The sequence below is a fragment of the Deltaproteobacteria bacterium genome, assembly GCA_016178705.1.
Taxonomy (GTDB): Bacteria; Desulfobacterota; Binatia; order HRBIN30; family JACQVA1; genus JACOST01.
Genome location: JACOST010000028.1, coordinates 111941 through 129288, shown reverse-complemented (window position 1 = coordinate 129288; position 17348 = coordinate 111941). Strand labels below are relative to the sequence as shown.

The window sequence follows — 17348 nt, the reverse complement described above, 5'->3', positions numbered from 1 at the left end:
GATGATCGACAGCGCCACCGAGTCCGTCCGCCTCGATCGCTGGCTGTGGGCAGCGCGCATGTTTCGCAGCCGTACACTCGCGGCCACTGCCTGCGATGGCGGCAAGGTCCACGTCAACGGCGCCAGCGCCAAGCCACACAAAGCGCTGCGCGTCGGCGATCGTCTGACCGTCACCACCGAAGGAGGCGCACGCGAACTCGAGGTGCGCCTGCTGTCGGAGCGCCGCGGACCAGCCGAGCAAGCGCGTCTGCTCTACGAAGACTTCACTCCGCCGCCACCGCCGCGCGCCCGGCGTGAACCCCCGCCGTTGCAGCGCGAGCCCGGCAGCGGCCGGCCGACCAAGCGCGACCGCCGGCAACTCGACCGACTGCGAGACCATTGAGCAACGCCCGTCCTTCGCGCGAGTGGCGCCACGGGATTGCGGGTGGTACGAGTCGGGCAGCACCTGACTGCACCTCGCTGCATGGATGATCGCCGAGAGATTCTGATCGCGCTGGGTTGGCGCATCCTGTTCGCCATTCCGCTCGGCGTGATCGCCTGGCTTCTCTTTGCAACGACGATCGGGGATTCGGACGGCGCGTTGAAGCGACTCCTGGGTCTCGCGTGTGCGATCGTGGCCGCGATCATCATTGCGGCACCACTCGCGGCCCTCGCCGCACAGCCCACGGGCTCTCTGTTTTTTCCTCGTCATGCGGGCCGAAACGAGCCCGCTTACAGCATCGCCGAGGCGAAACGTAAGCGGGGGCGCTACGAGGAAGCCATCGACGCGTACCAGACAATCGCCGAACAGTTTCCGGCGGAAGCGCTTCCCTACATCGCGATGATGGAGATCGCGGCGGTAAACCTCCACGACCGCGGGCGTGCCGAGGCCATCGCAAGGCGCGGCCTGGCCATCCTTCGCGACGAGTCGAGTCGCGAGGAGTTGCTGCGCGCGCACCGCGCACTCAAGGCGAAGGCGCCGGCAGAGGCAGCGGTTGAGCCTGAGGGTCAAGCGGGCTCGGCGGAGATGGACACCGAAACAGAGGACTGAGCGAGACGGCCAGATTCATGCCGAGGGGCATTCGTTCAACGCGCTACTCACCGCCGTAACCAACTCCTCGACCGTCACCTCGCTATCGTTGTTGGCATCGAACGCGTCGCAGTCGGTAAGTGGCGCGATGCCAAGCGCGATGTTGACTCCCTTGACCAACTCTTCGACGGTGACCGTATGGCCGCCATCGCAGTCGCCGACACATCGCGTGGTCCGAATCAACACGACGATCGCTCCCGCCTGATGAGCGGCCGGCATCGTTCCGTTTACGCCGCGTCGGACGTTCAACAGCACTCCCGGCTGCGCGGCGGCCGCACTTCCAATTGCGCTGGCACTAGCGAAGGGCTGCTTGCCGTCGTAGGTCATCTGTTCGTTGTCGATCATCACCGTCCCGCTGTTGGGAAGCACGCTCACGTCACTGACTGCGATCGTCGTGTCCGTCACAGTCACCGGTGTGACGAGCGGCACTGTTATCAACGTGGGCGTGGCCGTCGCGCTGGCGGTCGGCGACGCGCTCGCCGTCGCGGTCGCCGCACCGAGGGCAGTCGTCGTCGCGGTTGATGGGACGGTTTCCGTCCGCGTTGCCGTTGGGGTCGTGGTCGGCAGCGGCGTGAGCGTCGGCGAGACCGTCCAGGTCGGCGTCCGAGTCGGCGTGTTGATGAGCGTGGGTGTGGGCACGCCGATGTTGACCCGCGCAATTTTGTTTACGGCCGTTTCGCAGAACCAGATCTGATCGTCTGGACCCCAAGCGATGCCACGCGGGTCGCTGGCGGCGGTTGGGATCGTGAACTCCTCGATGGTGCCGCTCGGCGAAATCCGGCCGATCTTGTTTGCGCCGTTCTCGGTAAACCACAAGTTGCCGTCGGCGCCCGCGGTGATGAAGTAGGGACGACTGTTCGCCGTCGGTACGGGATACTCGCTGACGGTGCCGGTGATCGTGATGCGTCCGATCTTGTTGCCTTCTGATTCAGTAAACCACAGGTTGCCGTCGGGGCCAGAGGCGATTCCCAGCGGACGACTGTGGTCCGTTAGAACCGGGAACACGACGCTCGCAGCCACGTTCGTCGGCGGCACTCGCCCGATCAGATCCGCGCTGTCGGTGAACCACAGATTGCCGTCGGGGCCCGACGTGATGCTCGCCGGCGAGACGGCGTTGACTTGAAACTCCTCCACATCGAGAAAACTCCTCACCCGCACGCGGGCGAGTAAGTGCGTGCGCGTCTCTGCGATCCAGATGTTGCCATCGGACCCCAACGTGATCCCACCCGGGGCACCAGTCAGTGGTGAGTACTCAATGGCGTTGCCGTCAAATGCGACGTGCCCGAAGGTGCTGTGGGTATAGTCGGTGAACCAGAGTTCCAAGCCCTTGCCATGCGCGATAACAGCGGGAGCCGACGGGCTATCGATCGGGCGCACGGGAAACTCCGTGATCACGTCCGTACTACTCGGACTGACGCGCCCAATCGCGCCGCGGAGCTCGGTGAACCACAACTTGTTGTCTCCGCCAACGACGATGAAAGCCGGTTGACTGTTGGGCGTTGGCAGCGGGAACTCATCGATCGTCTGAGCGCACGCGAGCGCCGACAGCATCGTTCGATAGACTACCAAGACGATCAACGCCCGGCGCAGTATCGTCATGCCTTATTGGTACCACGCTCCGCGAGTGTCACAAACACCTGGCATCGGTTCAGCGTGCTGTTCATAACCCACACTCCATTTTCATTGCGCCCGCTCCACAGCCGTCGTTACCGGCCGTTCGATGGTGATCAGCAATACGCAGCCAAGAATGATCGCACCGCCACCGATAACTCGCGGGGTGATCGGCTCGCCCAACAAGAGCATCGCGATGTCAGTACCACCGTGATCTATACCCACGCCTGTCCTGAGCGGGTCGAAGGGTCCTAATCGGGGACCGGGCGGGCTGCGCAGCCCAGTGGACCGACTGCTGGGGTGGTGAGCGTCCGCGCTCATCACGGCCCCGTGCGATCTTCGACTGACCGGCGCACGCAGCGTAAGTAAGGAGAGACCGCCGTCACGCCGGACCGCCAAGTGCGCGAATCGAGAGCCCGATCACCGCCGTTGCGAAGCGCGAACCACCCGTGTTGCGTTCCGAACCATGCAACGTTGGCCGCGTTACTAGAGACCGGCCGAATACTTGTTCTACGCAACAAGAGGGGGAGCCATGCCACGTTCGAGGCACCACACCGGTTGGGCCGGAGCGCTAGGCGTAGCGTCTGAGCTGTCGAGGCGCAGTCACGACGCGGCGATCACTCTCGGCAACACACCTGCGCTCGATCTCATTTGCTCGTCACCCGGGGGAACGCGCTTCACGGTCCAGGTTAAGACGGCGTCCACCAAGACCTGGGTGCCGGTCAGCAAGGTGGCTCTCGAACGGAACCCACAGAACGACCTGTTCTACGTGGTCGCGTTCATCCCGGCTGACCTCGACTTGCCATTCGAGTACTACGTCCTTTCGAGCGCTGAGGTTCACGAGGCTTGGCTCGGCCAGCGCAAAACGAAGCGGGACGGCAAGCCATACAAGCCCGGGTTCGAGGGGCTCGGATGGCGCGACGTCAAATCGCATCTAGGCAGGTGGGACAAGCTTCCGTCGTAGCCGCTGCCGTGCGTAGAACCAGCGTGTCGAGCGGACGCGCCGTGGGGGCGTATTCTGAACTTGCGAGCGCGCCGCGCATACGCGCCAACGTTCGGCTTGCGCAGCAGTGACGGTTGACGGCAGGGCAAAGACAGGCATACGGTGCGCACATGGACTATCGTGCTTTGATCACGATTGAACCGGGGAAGCGTGGAGGGAAGCCGTGTATTCGCGGGCTGCGGATCACCGTGTACGATGTGCTCGAGTATCTCGCCTCGGGGATGTCTGAGACGCAGATTCTCAGTGACTTCCCGGATCTCACCCGCGAGGATATCCGCGCCTGCTTGGCATTTGCAGCCGATCGAGAGCGACGACTCCTTGAAGTTCCCCCGACGTGAACTTGCTCTTCGACCAGAATCTCTCGCACCGGCTCGTAGGGTCGCTGGCAGATGTATTCCCGAACAGCGATCACGTTCGTAATGTCGGGCTTGGCCGCGCCGATGACGATGCCGTCTGGCAGCACGCGGGGACCCAAGGCTTCACGATCGTCTCCTAAGGATTCCGATTTTCATCAACTCAGCTTTCTGCGCGGGCACCCGCCGAAGGTGGTGTGGATACGTCGGGGCAACTGCTCCACGGACGAGATCGAGTCGCTGCTCCGGCAGCATGAGGCCGATCTCCGCGCTTTCGAGCAGGACTCCGATGCCTCCTTCTTGGTATTGTCGTGACCACACCTGGCCGAACCAGCCGCTCCACGCGACGGCGAAGAAGATGCCGCGCCTGACCGGCACGACGCTCAGCCCAATCGAGCGAGTGCACACCGCTTCCCTTCGAACGCGATCGCTGGCGACGCGAGCGGACGGCTGAAAGCCCAGCCCCGTGCTTCGATGGGCTCAGCCTGAGCGGTCCCGCACTTCATTTTCACTGCGCCCGCTCCACGGCTGTCGTCGCTGGCCGTTCGATGGTGATCAGCAATACGCCGGCGAGAATGATCGCACCGCCAACGATCACTCGCATGGTTACGGGCTCACCCAACAACAGCCAGGCGAACGCGATCGCGAACACCGGGATCGACGCTAACACGATCGCCAACACGCTCACGTCCACCAACTCCTGGCTGCGCGCGTACGCCGCATAGACACCTATGGTGCACGCGAGGACGAGCACGAGCAGCATCAGTGTCGGCGCCACTCCGGTTGGATTGTGCCACGCCGACGGGAGCAACAGCGGCGGCACCGCGGTCAACGCGGCAACGAAGAAGATCGGCGCCAGCAGCTGAAACAGATTGCCCTGCCGCGGCACCTTGCGTTGCGCCACCGCGAACACGGACCACGCGACGCCCGCCAGCATCACCAACCCGTTGCCAATGAGACGATCGCGCGCGACGAGATCGCCGAGCGCCGCGCCGTTGAGGCCAACGTAAATCGCGCCGAGCAATGTCACAGCGGATCCCAGCGTGCGGCGGCGGGTCAACCGTTCATCGAGCAGCCACACGGCAAGTCCGATGGTGGTGACCAACTCGATATTGATTACCAGTCCCGACACACCGGCGTCGGTCAGACGCAGGCCGTAGTTGTACATGATGAAGTCAGCGCCGAGCGCGATGCCGCTGATCCACGACCAGCCGTTACCGGACCACCAGCGCGTGCCGGTACCGCCCAGGACGCGGAAGAGCAACGCGGCCAACCCCAAGCGCACGACGCTGATCAGTTCGGGCGCGTAGCCGGCCAGCGCGCCCTTGGTCGCCACCGGCGCCAAGCCCCACAAGGCCGCGGCCAGCACCGCGAGCGCGAAACCGCGCAGCGAGTGGCTCATCCTTTTTGGCTTCCGTTAAACTCGGCGCACAGCCGCGCCAGCCGATCGCGCACTCGTGATGCAACGATCAGAAATTCGTGACGCGTGCTCGTGACACTCAGAACGAGATGCCGAGTTGGCCACGCAGGCCCGACAGGCCCGGTTTGCCGATCAGGTCGCTGGCATCGCGCCGACTGAAGGTCTGCGTCGACAGGTCGACGACCGGCGGCGGTCCCGCCGTCACACCGGCGCGATCGGATGCCGGCACGCTCGCCCCGACGCGGAGGGGATGATCGCTTCCCAAACTCTCGGCCCGGCCGCCGCCGACGAAACTGATGTCGCTGAGTTGCTGGCGCATGAAGGCGTCGTCGAGCCGACGGGGTGAGCTGGGCAATTCGCCGCGTCGCACCATCGTCGTCTCCTCCGCCGTGATCAGCACGCCCGGCGCGGACGGATCGGCCAGACCCCGCACCTCCACGTGACCGCTGATCCCGACCACTTCCGTGCTGTCGGAATCCGCGTTGTACGCGATGGTGAACTCCGTACCGCGCACGCCCGCGACGGCGGTCGGCGACTTCACTTGATAGACGGCGCCGGTGTTGTGGTAGTACTCGCTGACGAGCGAACTGACTTTGCCTTTGAGCAGATCGAAGGACGACTCCACCTTGCCTTGCTTGGGATCGAAGACGTTGCGGTCGACCGTCACCTCCGAACTGGCGCTGACCGTCAGGACGCTGTCATCCTGAAAGACGACGCGGAGCCGGCCGGGCTGGCCGGTCCGCAGGTGGTCGCCGCTGTAGATGGCGGCGCCAATCGCCGCTGGCGTCCACCCGCCGTCGCGGCCGATCTCGCCACTGCCGTCGGCGGCCGCCACCGTGCCGACCTCCTGTGCGTGCGCAACAACCGTCAGTGAAAGGAGCAAGCCGGTTAGGATCGTGATGGTTCGTTTACGATTCATAGTTAGAACCTCGCTTCGAAGCCAATGGAACCAATGTTGCGATCGTAAGTGAATTGCCCCTGATTGGAATTGTTGAAGTCGCCGATGTAGGCCAGGACGAAATCGATATGTTCGTCGATCGGCCGACGCCAGTCCGCAACCAGTCCGTACTCGTCGTCACGCCGGCCGTTGCTCGGCGGAGCGTAGCGCTCGTGGCGATACGAGAAGTTCAGCCCGAAGATGATGGACTCCGGGAAATCCCAACCGAAGCCGGCGTTGACCTCGTTGCCGTCGTAGGCGAAGGAGTTGGCTTGCGACGCGGCGGTCTGGCCCTGCTTGGGCGGGATGTCGTTCGACACCACCGGATCCTCGCGATCCCACTGGTATCCCACCGCCACATATCGGTCGGGCGATCCCAGATAGACGTACTGCCTGGCGCCGGGCGCATAGTTGAAGGCATCGCGCACAAAGAACGCGGAATTCTTGAAGTCGTTCCGGTGCACACCAAAGGAAACTTCCATTCGACCCAGATTCGCCTCCGCTATTTCAGCCCATGTTAACGCGGAACCCGCCTGGAGGAAACTATTTGTTTGCAGCAGGTAGTAATCGTAGCGCCCGATCAAACCAATCCGAAACGGGCCCGGGTTCCACCCCAGTTGCACGCTACCGCGGTGGTCTTCGACGTTGAACTGGCTCAGATTGACGTGCGCATCCTGGTAGGCTTCGTAGCCGACCGCCGCAAATAGCTGTCGCGAATGCCAGAGGGTATAGCGGCCGCCGACTTGAAACGTGGCGCGGCCGTCGGCCTGCTGCTGTTGCGTGCCCTTGAGCGCGGCATTCGCCGGCGCCAAGATGACGTTGCTGTCGAACTGAAAGTTGGCGCCACCATAGATATGAAACACCTTGGTGCCGGTCACCCGCAGCCGCTCGATGAACGCCGCGGCTTCGCGACCCATCTCGGAGTCGGGGCTGTCGGCGACGATGGATGAAAACTGACGCTCGGCGAGCGACCAGTTGCCTTCACGGAAGTTCACGACACCGAGGTAGTAGCGCGCCGAGTTGGCCCATTCTGGGTCCTTCTCCGCGCGCGTAAAGCTGGCCTCCGCCGGCTCGACTTGGTCCTGTCGGAGCTGCGCGATGCCCAAGAACAGCGACGCTTGCCCGGCCAGTTCCGGATTACGCTGCGCTTGTTCGAGGTACGGCACGGCCTCGGCCGATTGGCCGGTTTGTACCAGCACGACACCGAGATCGACCGCGGCCTGATCGAGTTGCGGCTGGGCCGCCAGCACCGCCCGCAGATCGCTGATCGCGGTGGCGGTGTCGCCCAGTCGGGCGCGCGTGACACCACGGTAGTAGCGCGCGTAGACGTCGTCGGGATCGCTGGCCACCGCCTCATCGAACAGGGTCATCGCTTCGCTGTAGCGCCCGGCATGAAATTCAACCAGGCCACGCGACTGCAGGCGATTGGATTTCTCCGACGCGTGCACCGCACCAACGCCGAACACCAGGCTGATCACCGTAACCAGCGAGAGCGATCTCTTCATCGAACGAATCATGGAACGACACCTATGGCGACGTCGACGGGAAGTTTGCCGACCGCAACGGTAGCCACCACGCTGAGCGAGTCGATGTCGATCACCGACACCGAGTTCCCCACGAAGCTGGTCACGTACGCGGTGGCGCCGTCGGGAGTCAGCGCGATTCCCGACGGCCCCGGTCCGACCGGGATGGTGGCCAAGATACTATTGGTAATGAGGTTGATGACGGTGACGCTGTTGGACCGCGCATTGGCGACGTAACCGGTCGCGCCATTCGGCGCGATCGCAATGTCCTCCGGCTGGCCCCCAACCGCGATCGTAGCGGTGACGACGTTGCGAACGGGATCGATCACCGACACCGAGTCGGCAAGGACGTTTCCCACGTAGAGCGCCGACCCGTTGGGCAGCGCCTTGATGGGGTCCGGGTTGAGGCCGACGGGAATGCGGTCGACTACCTTGTTGGTCGCAGTGTCAATGACGAGCACCGCATTGGCGGTCTCGTTGGTCACGTACGCCCGCCGGCCGTCACGCGAAAACGCGACATCTTCGCGCGCACTCGCCGGCGTGTCATGCACCGGCGTCGGTCCGACCTGAATGACCGTGGTCAAGGTGTTGGTCGTCGTGTCGATCACCGATACCGTGTTGGAGAACTCGCTCGGGACGTAGGCGAAGGCTCGGTTGGGTGCAAACTCGATGCTCTCGGGATGGAAGCCGAGAATCGGGATCGCCGTCGTGAGTTGATTGGTCGCGGTGTCGATGACCACCACCGTGTTCGAGAGCGTATTGGTCACGTACACCGACCGGCCGTTGGCCGTCAGCGTGATGCCCTCGGGACGGATCTGCACCGGCACCGTGGCGATCACGCTGCGCGTGTACGTGTCGATAACCGAGACCGTATTGTCCCCGTTGTTGGTGACGTAGGCGAGCACCCGCGCCCCTCGCGTGGGCGTGAGCGTGGGCGTCGGCGTCGCGGTCGGCGTCGGCGTCGGCGTCGCGGTCGGCGTCGACGTGCGCGTGAAGGTGGCGCGACGCGTGCGGGTCGCGTGGCGGGTGATTGTTGCGGTCGGGGTGGCCGTCGGCGTGGCGGTCGGAGTCGCGGTCGGGGTCACCGTTGGCGTGGCCGTCGGTGTCAGGGTTGGCGTCGCGGTGGCGGTGAAGGTGCGGGTTGGCGTTGCGGTGGGCGTCGCGGTCGGCGTGGCCGTCGGGGTCTGCGTGGGGGTAATGGTCGGCGTCGCGAGCCGCACGTTGAACGAGGAAGAGAAGTCGAGCGCACTCGGCGGCAGGGCACGGTTACTCGCCCGGATGCGGGCGGTGGTGAGGCCCGCCGGCAACACCTGCGCGGCTCGCTCGACCCGGAAGCCAGTGACACCCAGGCTGCTCCCGGCGCTGCACGGCGTGCTCGTCGCGTCGTCACACGCCGTCAGCGTCAGCGGGAGGACTCCCACACTGCCGCCACTAGGCTTGAGCTGGACCGTCACCGACGCTTGCGCGATGCCGCTGCCGCCGTCGACGACGGTGAATCGTAGCGGTACCGGACTCAAGATCGTCTCGTTCGCCGCCGGGCTCAGTGATCCTTCAACGATGAACGGCACCGAGGCCAGTTGCACCGCCGGCGCATCGAAACGCTCACCGGAGATAATCTCCACCGCGACCGCGCCACTCTCGAAACTCGGCGTCGCCGACTGCGAACTCGTACACGCCTCGCCAATCTCGCTTGGAATTGTCACGCACGCTTCAGTGATTCCGTTCGGTATCGGTGCAAAGGCGGTCGGGAAGCCGCTGAGCGTGTACACGGCTGGCCCGGGCGGCAGATGATCCAACTCCACGCGGCGCCGACCACTTGCCGGATCAACCGGTACGCGAGCGGGGTCGATCGCAACGCAGCACTGCAGCGCCGGTGATTCAAACACAATGCGCACCGTGCGCACCGCCGAAGGTAGCGCAGCGGCGCCGCCGCTCGCGCTGGCCGCACTCGCGTGAGCGGAACGCCCACCGTGCGACGGCGGCCAAACGGCTCCGACACTGAGGCCGCCATCATCCGCTCGCACCGGCCCGCGCAGCAGGGCCACCGCGACGATCAGCACCGCCAGGGTCAGGCGATGCATGCCCCCCCTACGCCCGTCTCCCCTAATCCGTTAGACCATTCCCGTTGCACGCGCATCACGGCGAACTCTATGCACGCCGTTCAGCAGATCGTCAAGGCTATTCCCCCCGGTTGTCCTCCTCAATCTTGCTACCACGTGATCGGCAATGCGGTGAGCGCGCGCATCATGATCCCCTCGCGCCACTCGACCGCGTCGCTCGCCAGCCGAAGCTCTGGCAAGCGACGCAGCAAGCTGGCGACAGCGATCTGTCCTTCCAACCGCGCCAGCGGCGCACCGAGACAGAAGTGTAACCCCAAACCGAACGCGAGGTGATGGTTGTCCACGCGGGCGAGGTCGAGCCGATCAGGATCGGCGAATTGCGCCGGGTCGCGGTTGGCGGCGCCCAACACTAAGCACACCTCCTGCCCGGTGCGGACCGGCTTGCCGCCGATTTCCAGGTCGACCTTCGCGACCCGCGACGTCAGTTGCACTGGGCTCTCATAGCGCAGCAGCTCTTCGATCGCGCTGCGGATCAACGACGGGTCACTGCGTAACCGCGTCGACTGATCCGGATGGCGCAGCAGCGCCAGCATGCCGTTGCCGATGAGATTGGTGGTCGTCTCGTGGCCGGCGATCAACAGCAGCACGCAGGTCGCGAACAGTTCGTCTTCCGTCAGCCGATCGTCGCGTTCGTGAGCAGCGAGCAACCCGCTAATCAGATCGTCGCGAAGATCGTTGCCGGGACGCGCACGCCGCTCGGCGAGAATGCCGCCGAGGTATTCCTTGAACTCGGCCGCACTCTGTTCTGCTTGCGGGAAACCGGCGAGGGCGAGGCTGCCGTCAGCGAGGATCACCAACGCGTCCGACCAACGCTTGAGCTGTTCGCGATCGCTCCATGGCAAGCCGAGCAACTCGGCGATCACCATCACCGGCAGCGGCCCGGCGATGCTCTGCATGAGATCGGTCTCGCCGCGGCGCTCCACCGCATCGATCAGCCCATCGACAATGCTCTGCACGCGTGGCTGCAGCCGCTCGACTACGCGCGGCGTGAAGGCCTTGCTGACCAAGAGCCGCAAGCGTGTGTGATCCGGAGGATCGCGCAGCAACATCATGCCCGCGAAGCTGCTGATCAGCGCCGAGGCCTGCATCTCGGGAAACGTCAGTTGAAAGCGTTCGGCCGATAGCCGCTCGTCGCGCAGCGCCGCGACCACATCCGTGTAGCGCGTCAGCGCCCACAGTCCGGGATCAGCAATGAAATGGACGGGGTCGAGCGTGCGCATCCGGCGATAGTGCCCGTACGGGTCCGCACGAAACTCTGCGGCCGGAACGCCGAAGATCTCATCCATACAGACGGCTCCGCGTCGACTTGCGTCACACTGCGTGGGGCGCCGGCGACGGCGGCAAAGGGCGTGGGCGGCGCGGTGCGATCCGCACCCCTCGCCGAGCCGGTGCGACACGAGCCGCCACCACCGCGCGCAGGAGTGTGATCCCGCCGGCAAGAATACCCACAGCGAGGATCGCCAACGCCATCGGCGCCAGCACGGCCGTCACATCCAACGGCGCCGCGACTGCCCCAGAGATCACAAACGTGGATGGAAACATCAGCGCACCTCCTGCTCGCTGGGAGAGCAGACGCTGTGCCAACGTCGAGCACCCTGACTCGGCGCGCGGGAGTGATTGATATTGAAGGAGGCGCGTGGCGTACCCGCATACGCGGCGCTGCATAGCTGCACAGGACGCCGTGCGCCGCTGCAGATCGCGACTCAGCGCCGAAACCACTTTGCCCAGTCGCCGACGACCGCTTGCAGGCGCTTCCGGTTGAGACGATAGACACGCCCGCGCCCGACCTTCTCGACGACGACGAGGCCGGCCGCTTCGAGTTGCCGCAAATGCCGGGTCGTCGTCGGCCAACTGCAGGCGAAGCGGTCGGCGATCTCGCCGGCGGTCATCTGGCCGCCGTGAAACTTGAGCGCCAACAAGATGTGCCGTCGCGAGGCGTGCGCCAACGCCGCAAACACCTGGTCGACGTGCTCGAGTTCGCGATACGGATCACGCTTGGACACGAATCTTCAACGGCCGCACGTGCGGGAATTCCATGTTCGGACGCCCGTCGCGCGCTTCGCACAGCTTGTCCATCGGCTCCCAGATCGCCATCACCTCCGGATGCTCGTGGGCCATCTGTGCAGCCCTCGCGTTCTTCCAGTCGAAGATCTCGACGAAGATCGGATATGCGCGGCCGCCTTGCTCAACGCCGCGAAAGTGTTTCGGCCGCGCCGCCGTCACCAACCCGAACCGCCGCAGCGTCGGCCAATGTCGCTGCAACAGCTTCACGAACTTCCGTTCGTTGCCCTTGCGCACTCGATACAGACAGATCACCGTCTCCTGCCCGCCCATAGCAGCCTCCTTACTTAGCGAGTTGGCTAATTCTTAACCGATCGCGGCAAGGAGGTCCAGCGGCGACTACGACCGCGCCGGTTACGCCTTCGACAGCGTGCCGACTTGCCGCCCTTCCACCGAGAAGTCGCCTTGCGCGTCGCCGCCCGGGCCGAACGAGCCGTCGCTGCTGTGGCCGGTCACCAACGAGCACAAGCGCGGGTCCTGCAGCGGCAGAGTGCACGGCGACGGATTGAGCGGCGGCTGCGCCGTCTTGGCCGGCCACAACCGATCGTCCGACGGTGTCGTGAAGAACTGCTTCACCCCGTTGTTGCCGAGCGGCAGCGTCAACTTCGCGTCGGCCGTGGTGATCACCAGCTCGCTGCCCGCGGGTGCGACGTTGGAGACCAGCACCACCACCTGGAAGAACTAGTGCAGCTAGGCAATGTTGCCAGGAATCACGATGACGCCGGGAATCGGCGGAATCTGGACGCCGTCGACATCGAACGGCGCTTTGAAGAAGAAGCCGTGGACATCGAAGCTCGGCACATCGAGGCCGGGCACTAGCGGCGGCAGCGTCATCTCGCCGCCGATGTCGGGCAAGCCGGGCTTCGGGAAGGCCACGTCGACCGGGATCGGCACCCGGCCCGCTGGATCGGCTGGTGCGATGAGCGTGCCACCCGTCGCTGTCATCACGGCCCCGTCGGATCTTAGACTGACCGGCGTGTGCTGGGGAGACCATCGTCGCTCCAGACCGCCAAGTGGCGAATGGGGAGCCTCATCACCGCGTTTGTGGCTCGCGCACCGCCCGTGTTACGTTGCGAGCCATCCAACGTTGGCCGCGTTACGCAGACCGGCCGAATACATGTTCGGCAGGATAGCTGTAAAGTCTTACCAGGGGGTGTGCGATGGCATCGATGTTTGCGATTTCGGATTCCGTAGTCACAAATGTTCCTGAAGATCAGATGCAAACACTCGCATTGCTCGCACGGCGACTGCTTACTCGCCATTTGAAGGTGTCCCTCTCTGACCGGTTTCGCGTGCAACTGCTTCAGCCGCAGCTTCTCGAGGGCACTCGGAGGCGTTGCCGGGTGATTGCTGTGGTCGGAGCAGGCCCCAGCGTCCCCGCAGTCGGTTCGTCTGCAGAGCTCATTGACGCCCTGGTTGGGGAGGATCCAAACCCTCGAGGCCGCAAGGAATATCTTCACTGGTTGACCCGAGTGTTTCGACTCCAAGAGGAAGCCTTCGAAACACAGCTCGCGGCCCTAAGCCGCTCGGCGAGTCTCGCGCAGAACGTACGGGCTCATCTGAAGGACAAGTACGACATCCGTCATCCCACTCTACTGACTTATGAAATTCTTGCGCATCTGCTCAAACATCGGTTCATCGATGCCCTCGTAAACCTGAACTTTGATGAGTTGCTCGATCAGTCTCTCTACGATGAGCTGACCGCCGGAGAGTTCGTCAGAATAGTATCCGAGCGAGATTGCAGGCACGTGCAGTTCGACGCAGATGCTAGCGATTTTCTTCCTCTCTACATCAAGCTGCACGGTACCGCGAGCGATCCCGAAACCCTCCGCTTCACTCGGGACGCATACTACTCCAAACGCGACCGGATCGAGGGAGGTATCCAGAAACTGCTCGATGGAACAGACTGTACACTGCTCAACGTGGGTTCATCTCTTGGCAGTTTTGAGTTGAACGCAATGTTGGCAGCCCCTACCAGGTTGGCGATATTCACTCTTTCGCGCGGTGGCCTTGTAAAGGGCCCCAACGATCCAACCAAAGAGGTGCTGGCGGAACGGCCGGGAAAGGCGACTTCCTTCGAAGACCTCATGTCGTCCAAATGGTCTGTCTCAGCGTCCCGCAGAGGCTACCAGGGGCACGACCTGATCCTTCGCGGGTTCGCAGACGTCTTGCGTCAGGTAGCGGACAAGGAATCAAACGGAGTCGTACAGGTTCCCTCCATAAGCAGGCACGTGCTCGTATCGGAGCTACTTCCATGGCAGCGGGACCTTCATCTTCGAACGATCGAGCACGCGGAGTATTCCCGAGCGCGTGCCATATTGGAGGTCGCCATGTGTGCGGTGAAGGGCCGAGGATTGGTGTCGATCGAGTCGCTCGTCCGTGGGCGCTGCGCATTCTATTTTGATCAGTATGCGGCAACATCCCCTGATCAGCATCGCGAGAGTTGGGAGAGGATTTGCGCGAGCGGAGGATTGTTGCCTGATGACGTTGCCCATGAAACCTACTTTGCGGACCCGCTGATATGTCGGCCAGAGACCGTCGAGTCGGACGTGGCTCCCACAAATCGCAGTATTGATCTGGACAAGCTGGCGAATCGATTGACAGAGCGACTGATTCTGGACGACTCAGTTGTTCCGGATGATTCTCGCGTGTCCACTATCACGACGACTCTTCAGGATCTCGAGCGCAGCAGCGAGGTCGAGATTCACGCTCGTGATGATCAGGTCTGCGCGAAGATATTCTCGGCACCAACTACGCTGGGGACGATTACCGCGTTGCGTGCACAGACCCATATTCTGCTCAAGGGTGAGTTCACACAACTCGCCGTCATTGCAGAGACAGGAGAGTGGCTGCTCGACCCTGCCTACACCCAATCATTCTCCGACAAACTCTCTAGGGGGCTAGATGTCTATCTCATCATCGCATTTCGTCAGCATGAGGAGGCTCTAAACGCCAAATTTGGTGCCCACCTCAAGGTTCGCAGGCTGGATTGGTGGCGACACAACCGGCACATGACCGTCGCCTACTTTCATGACATACCAACGTCGGGAATCTACTTCGCCAGAAGACTTCGCACACCATCCATCACCCCTGTATACGTCGCTGACTCAGTTGACACAACGATTCTTTCGCGGACGTTCATGAGGTATTGGTTGCAAGCCGACCCATCGGTAAGCCCTCCCGGTGTTCCATCGTCTGCGATTCCAGATAGATTGTCGGAGCTGCCGACTTGATGCTTGTAGCGAGACGGCAGGGAGCAGCGTCCGACAGGGTCCAGCGAATCGCAAAGACGAGAGTACGACAGTGTCAATCGGGCAAAGCCGAACAAGAGGGGTCCACCTGACGCGGCGGAAAGACACGCGCAGGTGATGCCTGACCGTTGGGCGGCGACAGAATGGGAAAAACGGGCCCGTAAACGGAGGAACGCATGCCAACCACGCTAGTGGAAATCAAAGCTGCCTTCGGCGAGTATTTTCCATCCCTGCTTCGAGGCCTCGATCAGGGCAGCGATATCTACGATGCAATTGCTACCGGACTTGAGGCACTGAACGACGGCTCCCTGTCGTGGGCCCGACTAAATCAACTTATGCACCGCTGCTCCCAGGCCGGGATGAGCGAAGGATGCTTTCGCTACCATTTTCTGGAAGTTCCGCTCACCCATCCCTACCCTGTCGAAAGGGTCCATTCACCAACCGGCTATAGGCCTCCCAATGAGGTCACTGAAATCACCTCTCTTCAGCAAGCTCAGTGGGGCCTCCGTCGCTTCATATACGACGCCATGTTGTATTGGGGCAATTTTCGCCAAGCCTATCGCGACCTACGGCTACTTTCCTTCAAGGCAATCAGCACCTTCTTTTCAGAGAGGCGCATCAACGAACAGCGCATCGCAACTCGTGGAAAGGTGGCGGGACCAACCCCGATTCCCCGCAATAGCCGCTACCTGATCTCCGAGATGGCGTGTAAGACCTACGAAGCCAAAGGATCGCTTCAAGACACAGACCACGTCACGCTGGCGCTTGAGGGATTTCGAGCGCTCCGAGCAGAAGGCGCACAGGTTACGCCTGACCTGCTGCGAGATAGGACCAAGGCCCTCGCCGAGGGCAAGAATCAGCTACAGCTATTTGAGCTGCTGTTCAAGGATGCATCACGAGTCCTCCAGAGCGAAGAAGAGGTCGTAGCGCTGTACACGGGTCAGTGGGACGCGTTCCAGAAGGCCAGAGTCGATGCCCTACAGAACACCAGAATTTATCTGTCGCTCTGTAACGACCTCGACGTTTACGTCGCGACGTCTATGCGCACGCGCCAGGACTTTCGCGACATGGCGAGCACCTGTGAGCAGATCTTCGATTCTCCAACGCTGAGCAAGTATAATGTTCGCTATTTCGATCCAACGCTCAGTGCCGCCGAGCACCACGAGGATAAAGGGATCATAGAGTGCCTCATGGTGAAGACGGCCAAAGTGGTACTCTATTTTGCTCAGCACAAGGAGAGCCTGGGCAAAGTGAGCGAATACGCCATGGCCCTGAGCCTCGGGAAGCCGGTGATCATCCTTTGTCCGGACGATCCTCAAGGCCGTGAGATTTACGACTTTTACCGGGATAGCCATCCGCTCACCAGATTGGTGGAGTTCAAGAGTGGGATCGTCAACGGGGCAATGATCACCTACAAGGTGGATGAGGTAGCCACCCTATTGGACCGAATCTTCACGAACATGATGGAATATGATCTTGCCCGCAAAGAGGGTACTGACGCGTACTATCTTCTTCGCGAGCGCCTTACAGGGACCACGGTCCGGATCGTCACGGAGAACAAGTTGCTGACGGAGGCATTCTGGAACAATTGGCACGAAGTGTACTAGACCCTTCAAACCGGAGGGATCGCAGCCCAAGCCGCTCCAGGCGACGGCGAAGAGCGCGCCGCGCCTCAGCGCCATGGCGTTGAGGCTGCAGAAAAACCCTCTGGCCCTTGTCAGAGAAGGGAGCTGCCGAACTGCCGGTCGGCGTCGTAGGGTGTATGCGAAGGTCGTGGCGACACCATTTGACGGTATCGGTCTTCGATGCGGTCCGGCCGCCGGTGTCGCGGGTGTACTGGACCTTGAAGAGCGCACCGCTCGCGCCGCTTGCGCTGTGGATCAACGGCTCGCCGAAGGCGTTGCGAGTGTAGGTGTCGCTCACCGACTGCACCGTGGTGCCGGTGATGAATCCGATCACCCGGCCATCGGGCAATGTTGGCTGTTTCACGCGACCGGCGT

At 62.8% G+C, this 17348-nt stretch carries 18 protein-coding genes and 1 pseudogene; 7 read left to right on the top strand and 12 right to left on the bottom strand.

Annotation, left to right across the window (positions count from 1 at the left end; translation table 11 throughout):
• Position 1: 1 nt before the first annotated feature.
• Together HYR72_17610 and HYR72_17605 are read left to right on the top strand one after the other, a co-directional pair.
• The gene (locus HYR72_17610) at positions 2-382 is read left to right on the top strand and encodes an RNA-binding S4 domain-containing protein (protein MBI1816799.1); all 381 of its coding nucleotides are present in this window, start codon (positions 2-4) and stop codon (positions 380-382) included.
• An 81-nt stretch (positions 383-463) separates the two neighbouring features.
• Positions 464-1030: a hypothetical protein gene (locus tag HYR72_17605; protein ID MBI1816798.1), complete on the top strand. Its 567-nt coding sequence runs from the start codon at positions 464-466 to the stop codon at positions 1028-1030.
• A 15-nt stretch (positions 1031-1045) separates the two neighbouring features.
• Here the strand turns inward: HYR72_17605 and HYR72_17600 are convergent, their stop codons facing one another.
• Complete coding sequence (locus HYR72_17600; GenBank protein MBI1816797.1) at positions 1046-2668, bottom strand: SMP-30/gluconolactonase/LRE family protein; 1623 nt, start codon at positions 2666-2668, stop codon at positions 1046-1048.
• Positions 2669-2749: 81 nt separating this feature from the next.
• Positions 2750-2905, bottom strand: a complete 156-nt coding sequence (locus HYR72_17595; GenBank protein MBI1816796.1) for a hypothetical protein — start codon at positions 2903-2905, stop codon at positions 2750-2752.
• 307 nt (positions 2906-3212) lie between these two features.
• Between HYR72_17595 and HYR72_17590 the strand changes: the two genes are divergently transcribed.
• The 3 genes and pseudogenes from HYR72_17590 to HYR72_17580 all read left to right on the top strand — a co-directional run bounded on the left by HYR72_17590 (position 3213) and on the right by HYR72_17580 (position 4351).
• The gene (locus HYR72_17590) at positions 3213-3644 is read left to right on the top strand and encodes a hypothetical protein (protein ID MBI1816795.1); all 432 of its coding nucleotides are present in this window, start codon (positions 3213-3215) and stop codon (positions 3642-3644) included.
• A gap of 149 nt (positions 3645-3793) precedes the next feature.
• A complete protein-coding gene (locus tag HYR72_17585) occupies positions 3794-4021 on the top strand; it encodes a DUF433 domain-containing protein (protein MBI1816794.1) in 228 nt (75 codons plus the stop codon).
• A pseudogene (locus HYR72_17580) lies at positions 4018-4351 on the top strand (DUF5615 family PIN-like protein). The gene HYR72_17585 and the pseudogene HYR72_17580 overlap by 4 nt, the downstream one beginning before the upstream one ends.
• Before the next feature lie 193 nt (positions 4352-4544).
• Here the strand turns inward: HYR72_17580 and HYR72_17575 are convergent.
• The 10 genes from HYR72_17575 to HYR72_17530 form a co-directional block, all read right to left on the bottom strand.
• Positions 4545-5438: a DMT family transporter gene (locus tag HYR72_17575; protein ID MBI1816793.1), complete on the bottom strand. Its 894-nt coding sequence runs from the start codon at positions 5436-5438 to the stop codon at positions 4545-4547.
• A gap of 97 nt (positions 5439-5535) precedes the next feature.
• On the bottom strand, positions 5536-6375 hold the full coding sequence (locus tag HYR72_17570) for a FecR domain-containing protein (protein MBI1816792.1): 840 nt from the start codon (positions 6373-6375) through the stop codon (positions 5536-5538).
• 2 nt (positions 6376-6377) lie between these two features.
• Complete coding sequence (locus tag HYR72_17565) at positions 6378-7898, bottom strand: tetratricopeptide repeat protein (GenBank protein MBI1816791.1); 1521 nt, start codon at positions 7896-7898, stop codon at positions 6378-6380.
• Positions 7899-7906: 8 nt separating this feature from the next.
• Positions 7907-9997: a beta-propeller fold lactonase family protein gene (locus HYR72_17560; GenBank protein MBI1816790.1), complete on the bottom strand. Its 2091-nt coding sequence runs from the start codon at positions 9995-9997 to the stop codon at positions 7907-7909.
• Between the two features lie 128 nt (positions 9998-10125).
• The gene (locus HYR72_17555; GenBank protein MBI1816789.1) at positions 10126-11322 is read right to left on the bottom strand and encodes a cytochrome P450; all 1197 of its coding nucleotides are present in this window, start codon (positions 11320-11322) and stop codon (positions 10126-10128) included.
• 25 nt (positions 11323-11347) lie between these two features.
• A complete protein-coding gene (locus HYR72_17550; protein MBI1816788.1) occupies positions 11348-11578 on the bottom strand; it encodes a hypothetical protein in 231 nt (76 codons plus the stop codon).
• Positions 11579-11739: 161 nt separating this feature from the next.
• On the bottom strand, positions 11740-12039 hold the full coding sequence (locus HYR72_17545; GenBank protein MBI1816787.1) for a helix-turn-helix transcriptional regulator: 300 nt from the start codon (positions 12037-12039) through the stop codon (positions 11740-11742).
• Positions 12026-12370: a hypothetical protein gene (locus HYR72_17540; GenBank protein ID MBI1816786.1), complete on the bottom strand. Its 345-nt coding sequence runs from the start codon at positions 12368-12370 to the stop codon at positions 12026-12028. Before HYR72_17540 ends, HYR72_17545 begins: the two co-directional genes overlap by 14 nt.
• Before the next feature lie 81 nt (positions 12371-12451).
• The gene (locus HYR72_17535) at positions 12452-12763 is read right to left on the bottom strand and encodes a hypothetical protein (GenBank protein MBI1816785.1); all 312 of its coding nucleotides are present in this window, start codon (positions 12761-12763) and stop codon (positions 12452-12454) included.
• A 24-nt stretch (positions 12764-12787) separates the two neighbouring features.
• Entirely contained in the window at positions 12788-13042 is a 255-nt protein-coding gene (locus tag HYR72_17530) for a hypothetical protein (protein MBI1816784.1), read from the bottom strand.
• Between the two features lie 398 nt (positions 13043-13440).
• On the opposite strand from HYR72_17530, the gene HYR72_17525 reads away from it, so the two are divergent.
• A complete protein-coding gene (locus HYR72_17525) occupies positions 13441-15330 on the top strand; it encodes an SIR2 family protein (protein MBI1816783.1) in 1890 nt (629 codons plus the stop codon).
• 194 nt (positions 15331-15524) lie between these two features.
• Complete coding sequence (locus HYR72_17520) at positions 15525-16955, top strand: hypothetical protein (protein ID MBI1816782.1); 1431 nt, start codon at positions 15525-15527, stop codon at positions 16953-16955.
• Positions 16956-17348 lie beyond the last annotated feature (393 nt).

Bases quoted from the DNA above. Each gene is read 5' to 3' on its own strand.
- HYR72_17590 (MBI1816795.1), top strand. From the start codon at position 3,213: ATGCCACGTTCGAGGCACCACACCGGTTGGGCCGGAGCGCTAGGCGTA.
- HYR72_17585 (MBI1816794.1), top strand. From the start codon at position 3,794: ATGGACTATCGTGCTTTGATCACGATTGAACCGGGGAAGCGTGGAGGG.
- HYR72_17605 (MBI1816798.1), top strand. From the start codon at position 464: ATGGATGATCGCCGAGAGATTCTGATCGCGCTGGGTTGGCGCATCCTG.
- HYR72_17610 (MBI1816799.1), top strand. From the start codon at position 2: ATGATCGACAGCGCCACCGAGTCCGTCCGCCTCGATCGCTGGCTGTGG.
- HYR72_17565 (MBI1816791.1), bottom strand. From the start codon at position 7,898: ATGAAGAGATCGCTCTCGCTGGTTACGGTGATCAGCCTGGTGTTCGGC.
- HYR72_17575 (MBI1816793.1), bottom strand. From the start codon at position 5,438: ATGAGCCACTCGCTGCGCGGTTTCGCGCTCGCGGTGCTGGCCGCGGCC.
- HYR72_17560 (MBI1816790.1), bottom strand. From the start codon at position 9,997: ATGCATCGCCTGACCCTGGCGGTGCTGATCGTCGCGGTGGCCCTGCTG.
- HYR72_17600 (MBI1816797.1), bottom strand. From the start codon at position 2,668: ATGACGATACTGCGCCGGGCGTTGATCGTCTTGGTAGTCTATCGAACG.
- HYR72_17530 (MBI1816784.1), bottom strand. From the start codon at position 13,042: ATGACAGCGACGGGTGGCACGCTCATCGCACCAGCCGATCCAGCGGGC.
- HYR72_17555 (MBI1816789.1), bottom strand. From the start codon at position 11,322: ATGGATGAGATCTTCGGCGTTCCGGCCGCAGAGTTTCGTGCGGACCCG.
- HYR72_17570 (MBI1816792.1), bottom strand. From the start codon at position 6,375: ATGAATCGTAAACGAACCATCACGATCCTAACCGGCTTGCTCCTTTCA.
- HYR72_17540 (MBI1816786.1), bottom strand. From the start codon at position 12,370: ATGGGCGGGCAGGAGACGGTGATCTGTCTGTATCGAGTGCGCAAGGGC.
- HYR72_17520 (MBI1816782.1), top strand. From the start codon at position 15,525: ATGCCAACCACGCTAGTGGAAATCAAAGCTGCCTTCGGCGAGTATTTT.
- HYR72_17550 (MBI1816788.1), bottom strand. From the start codon at position 11,578: ATGTTTCCATCCACGTTTGTGATCTCTGGGGCAGTCGCGGCGCCGTTG.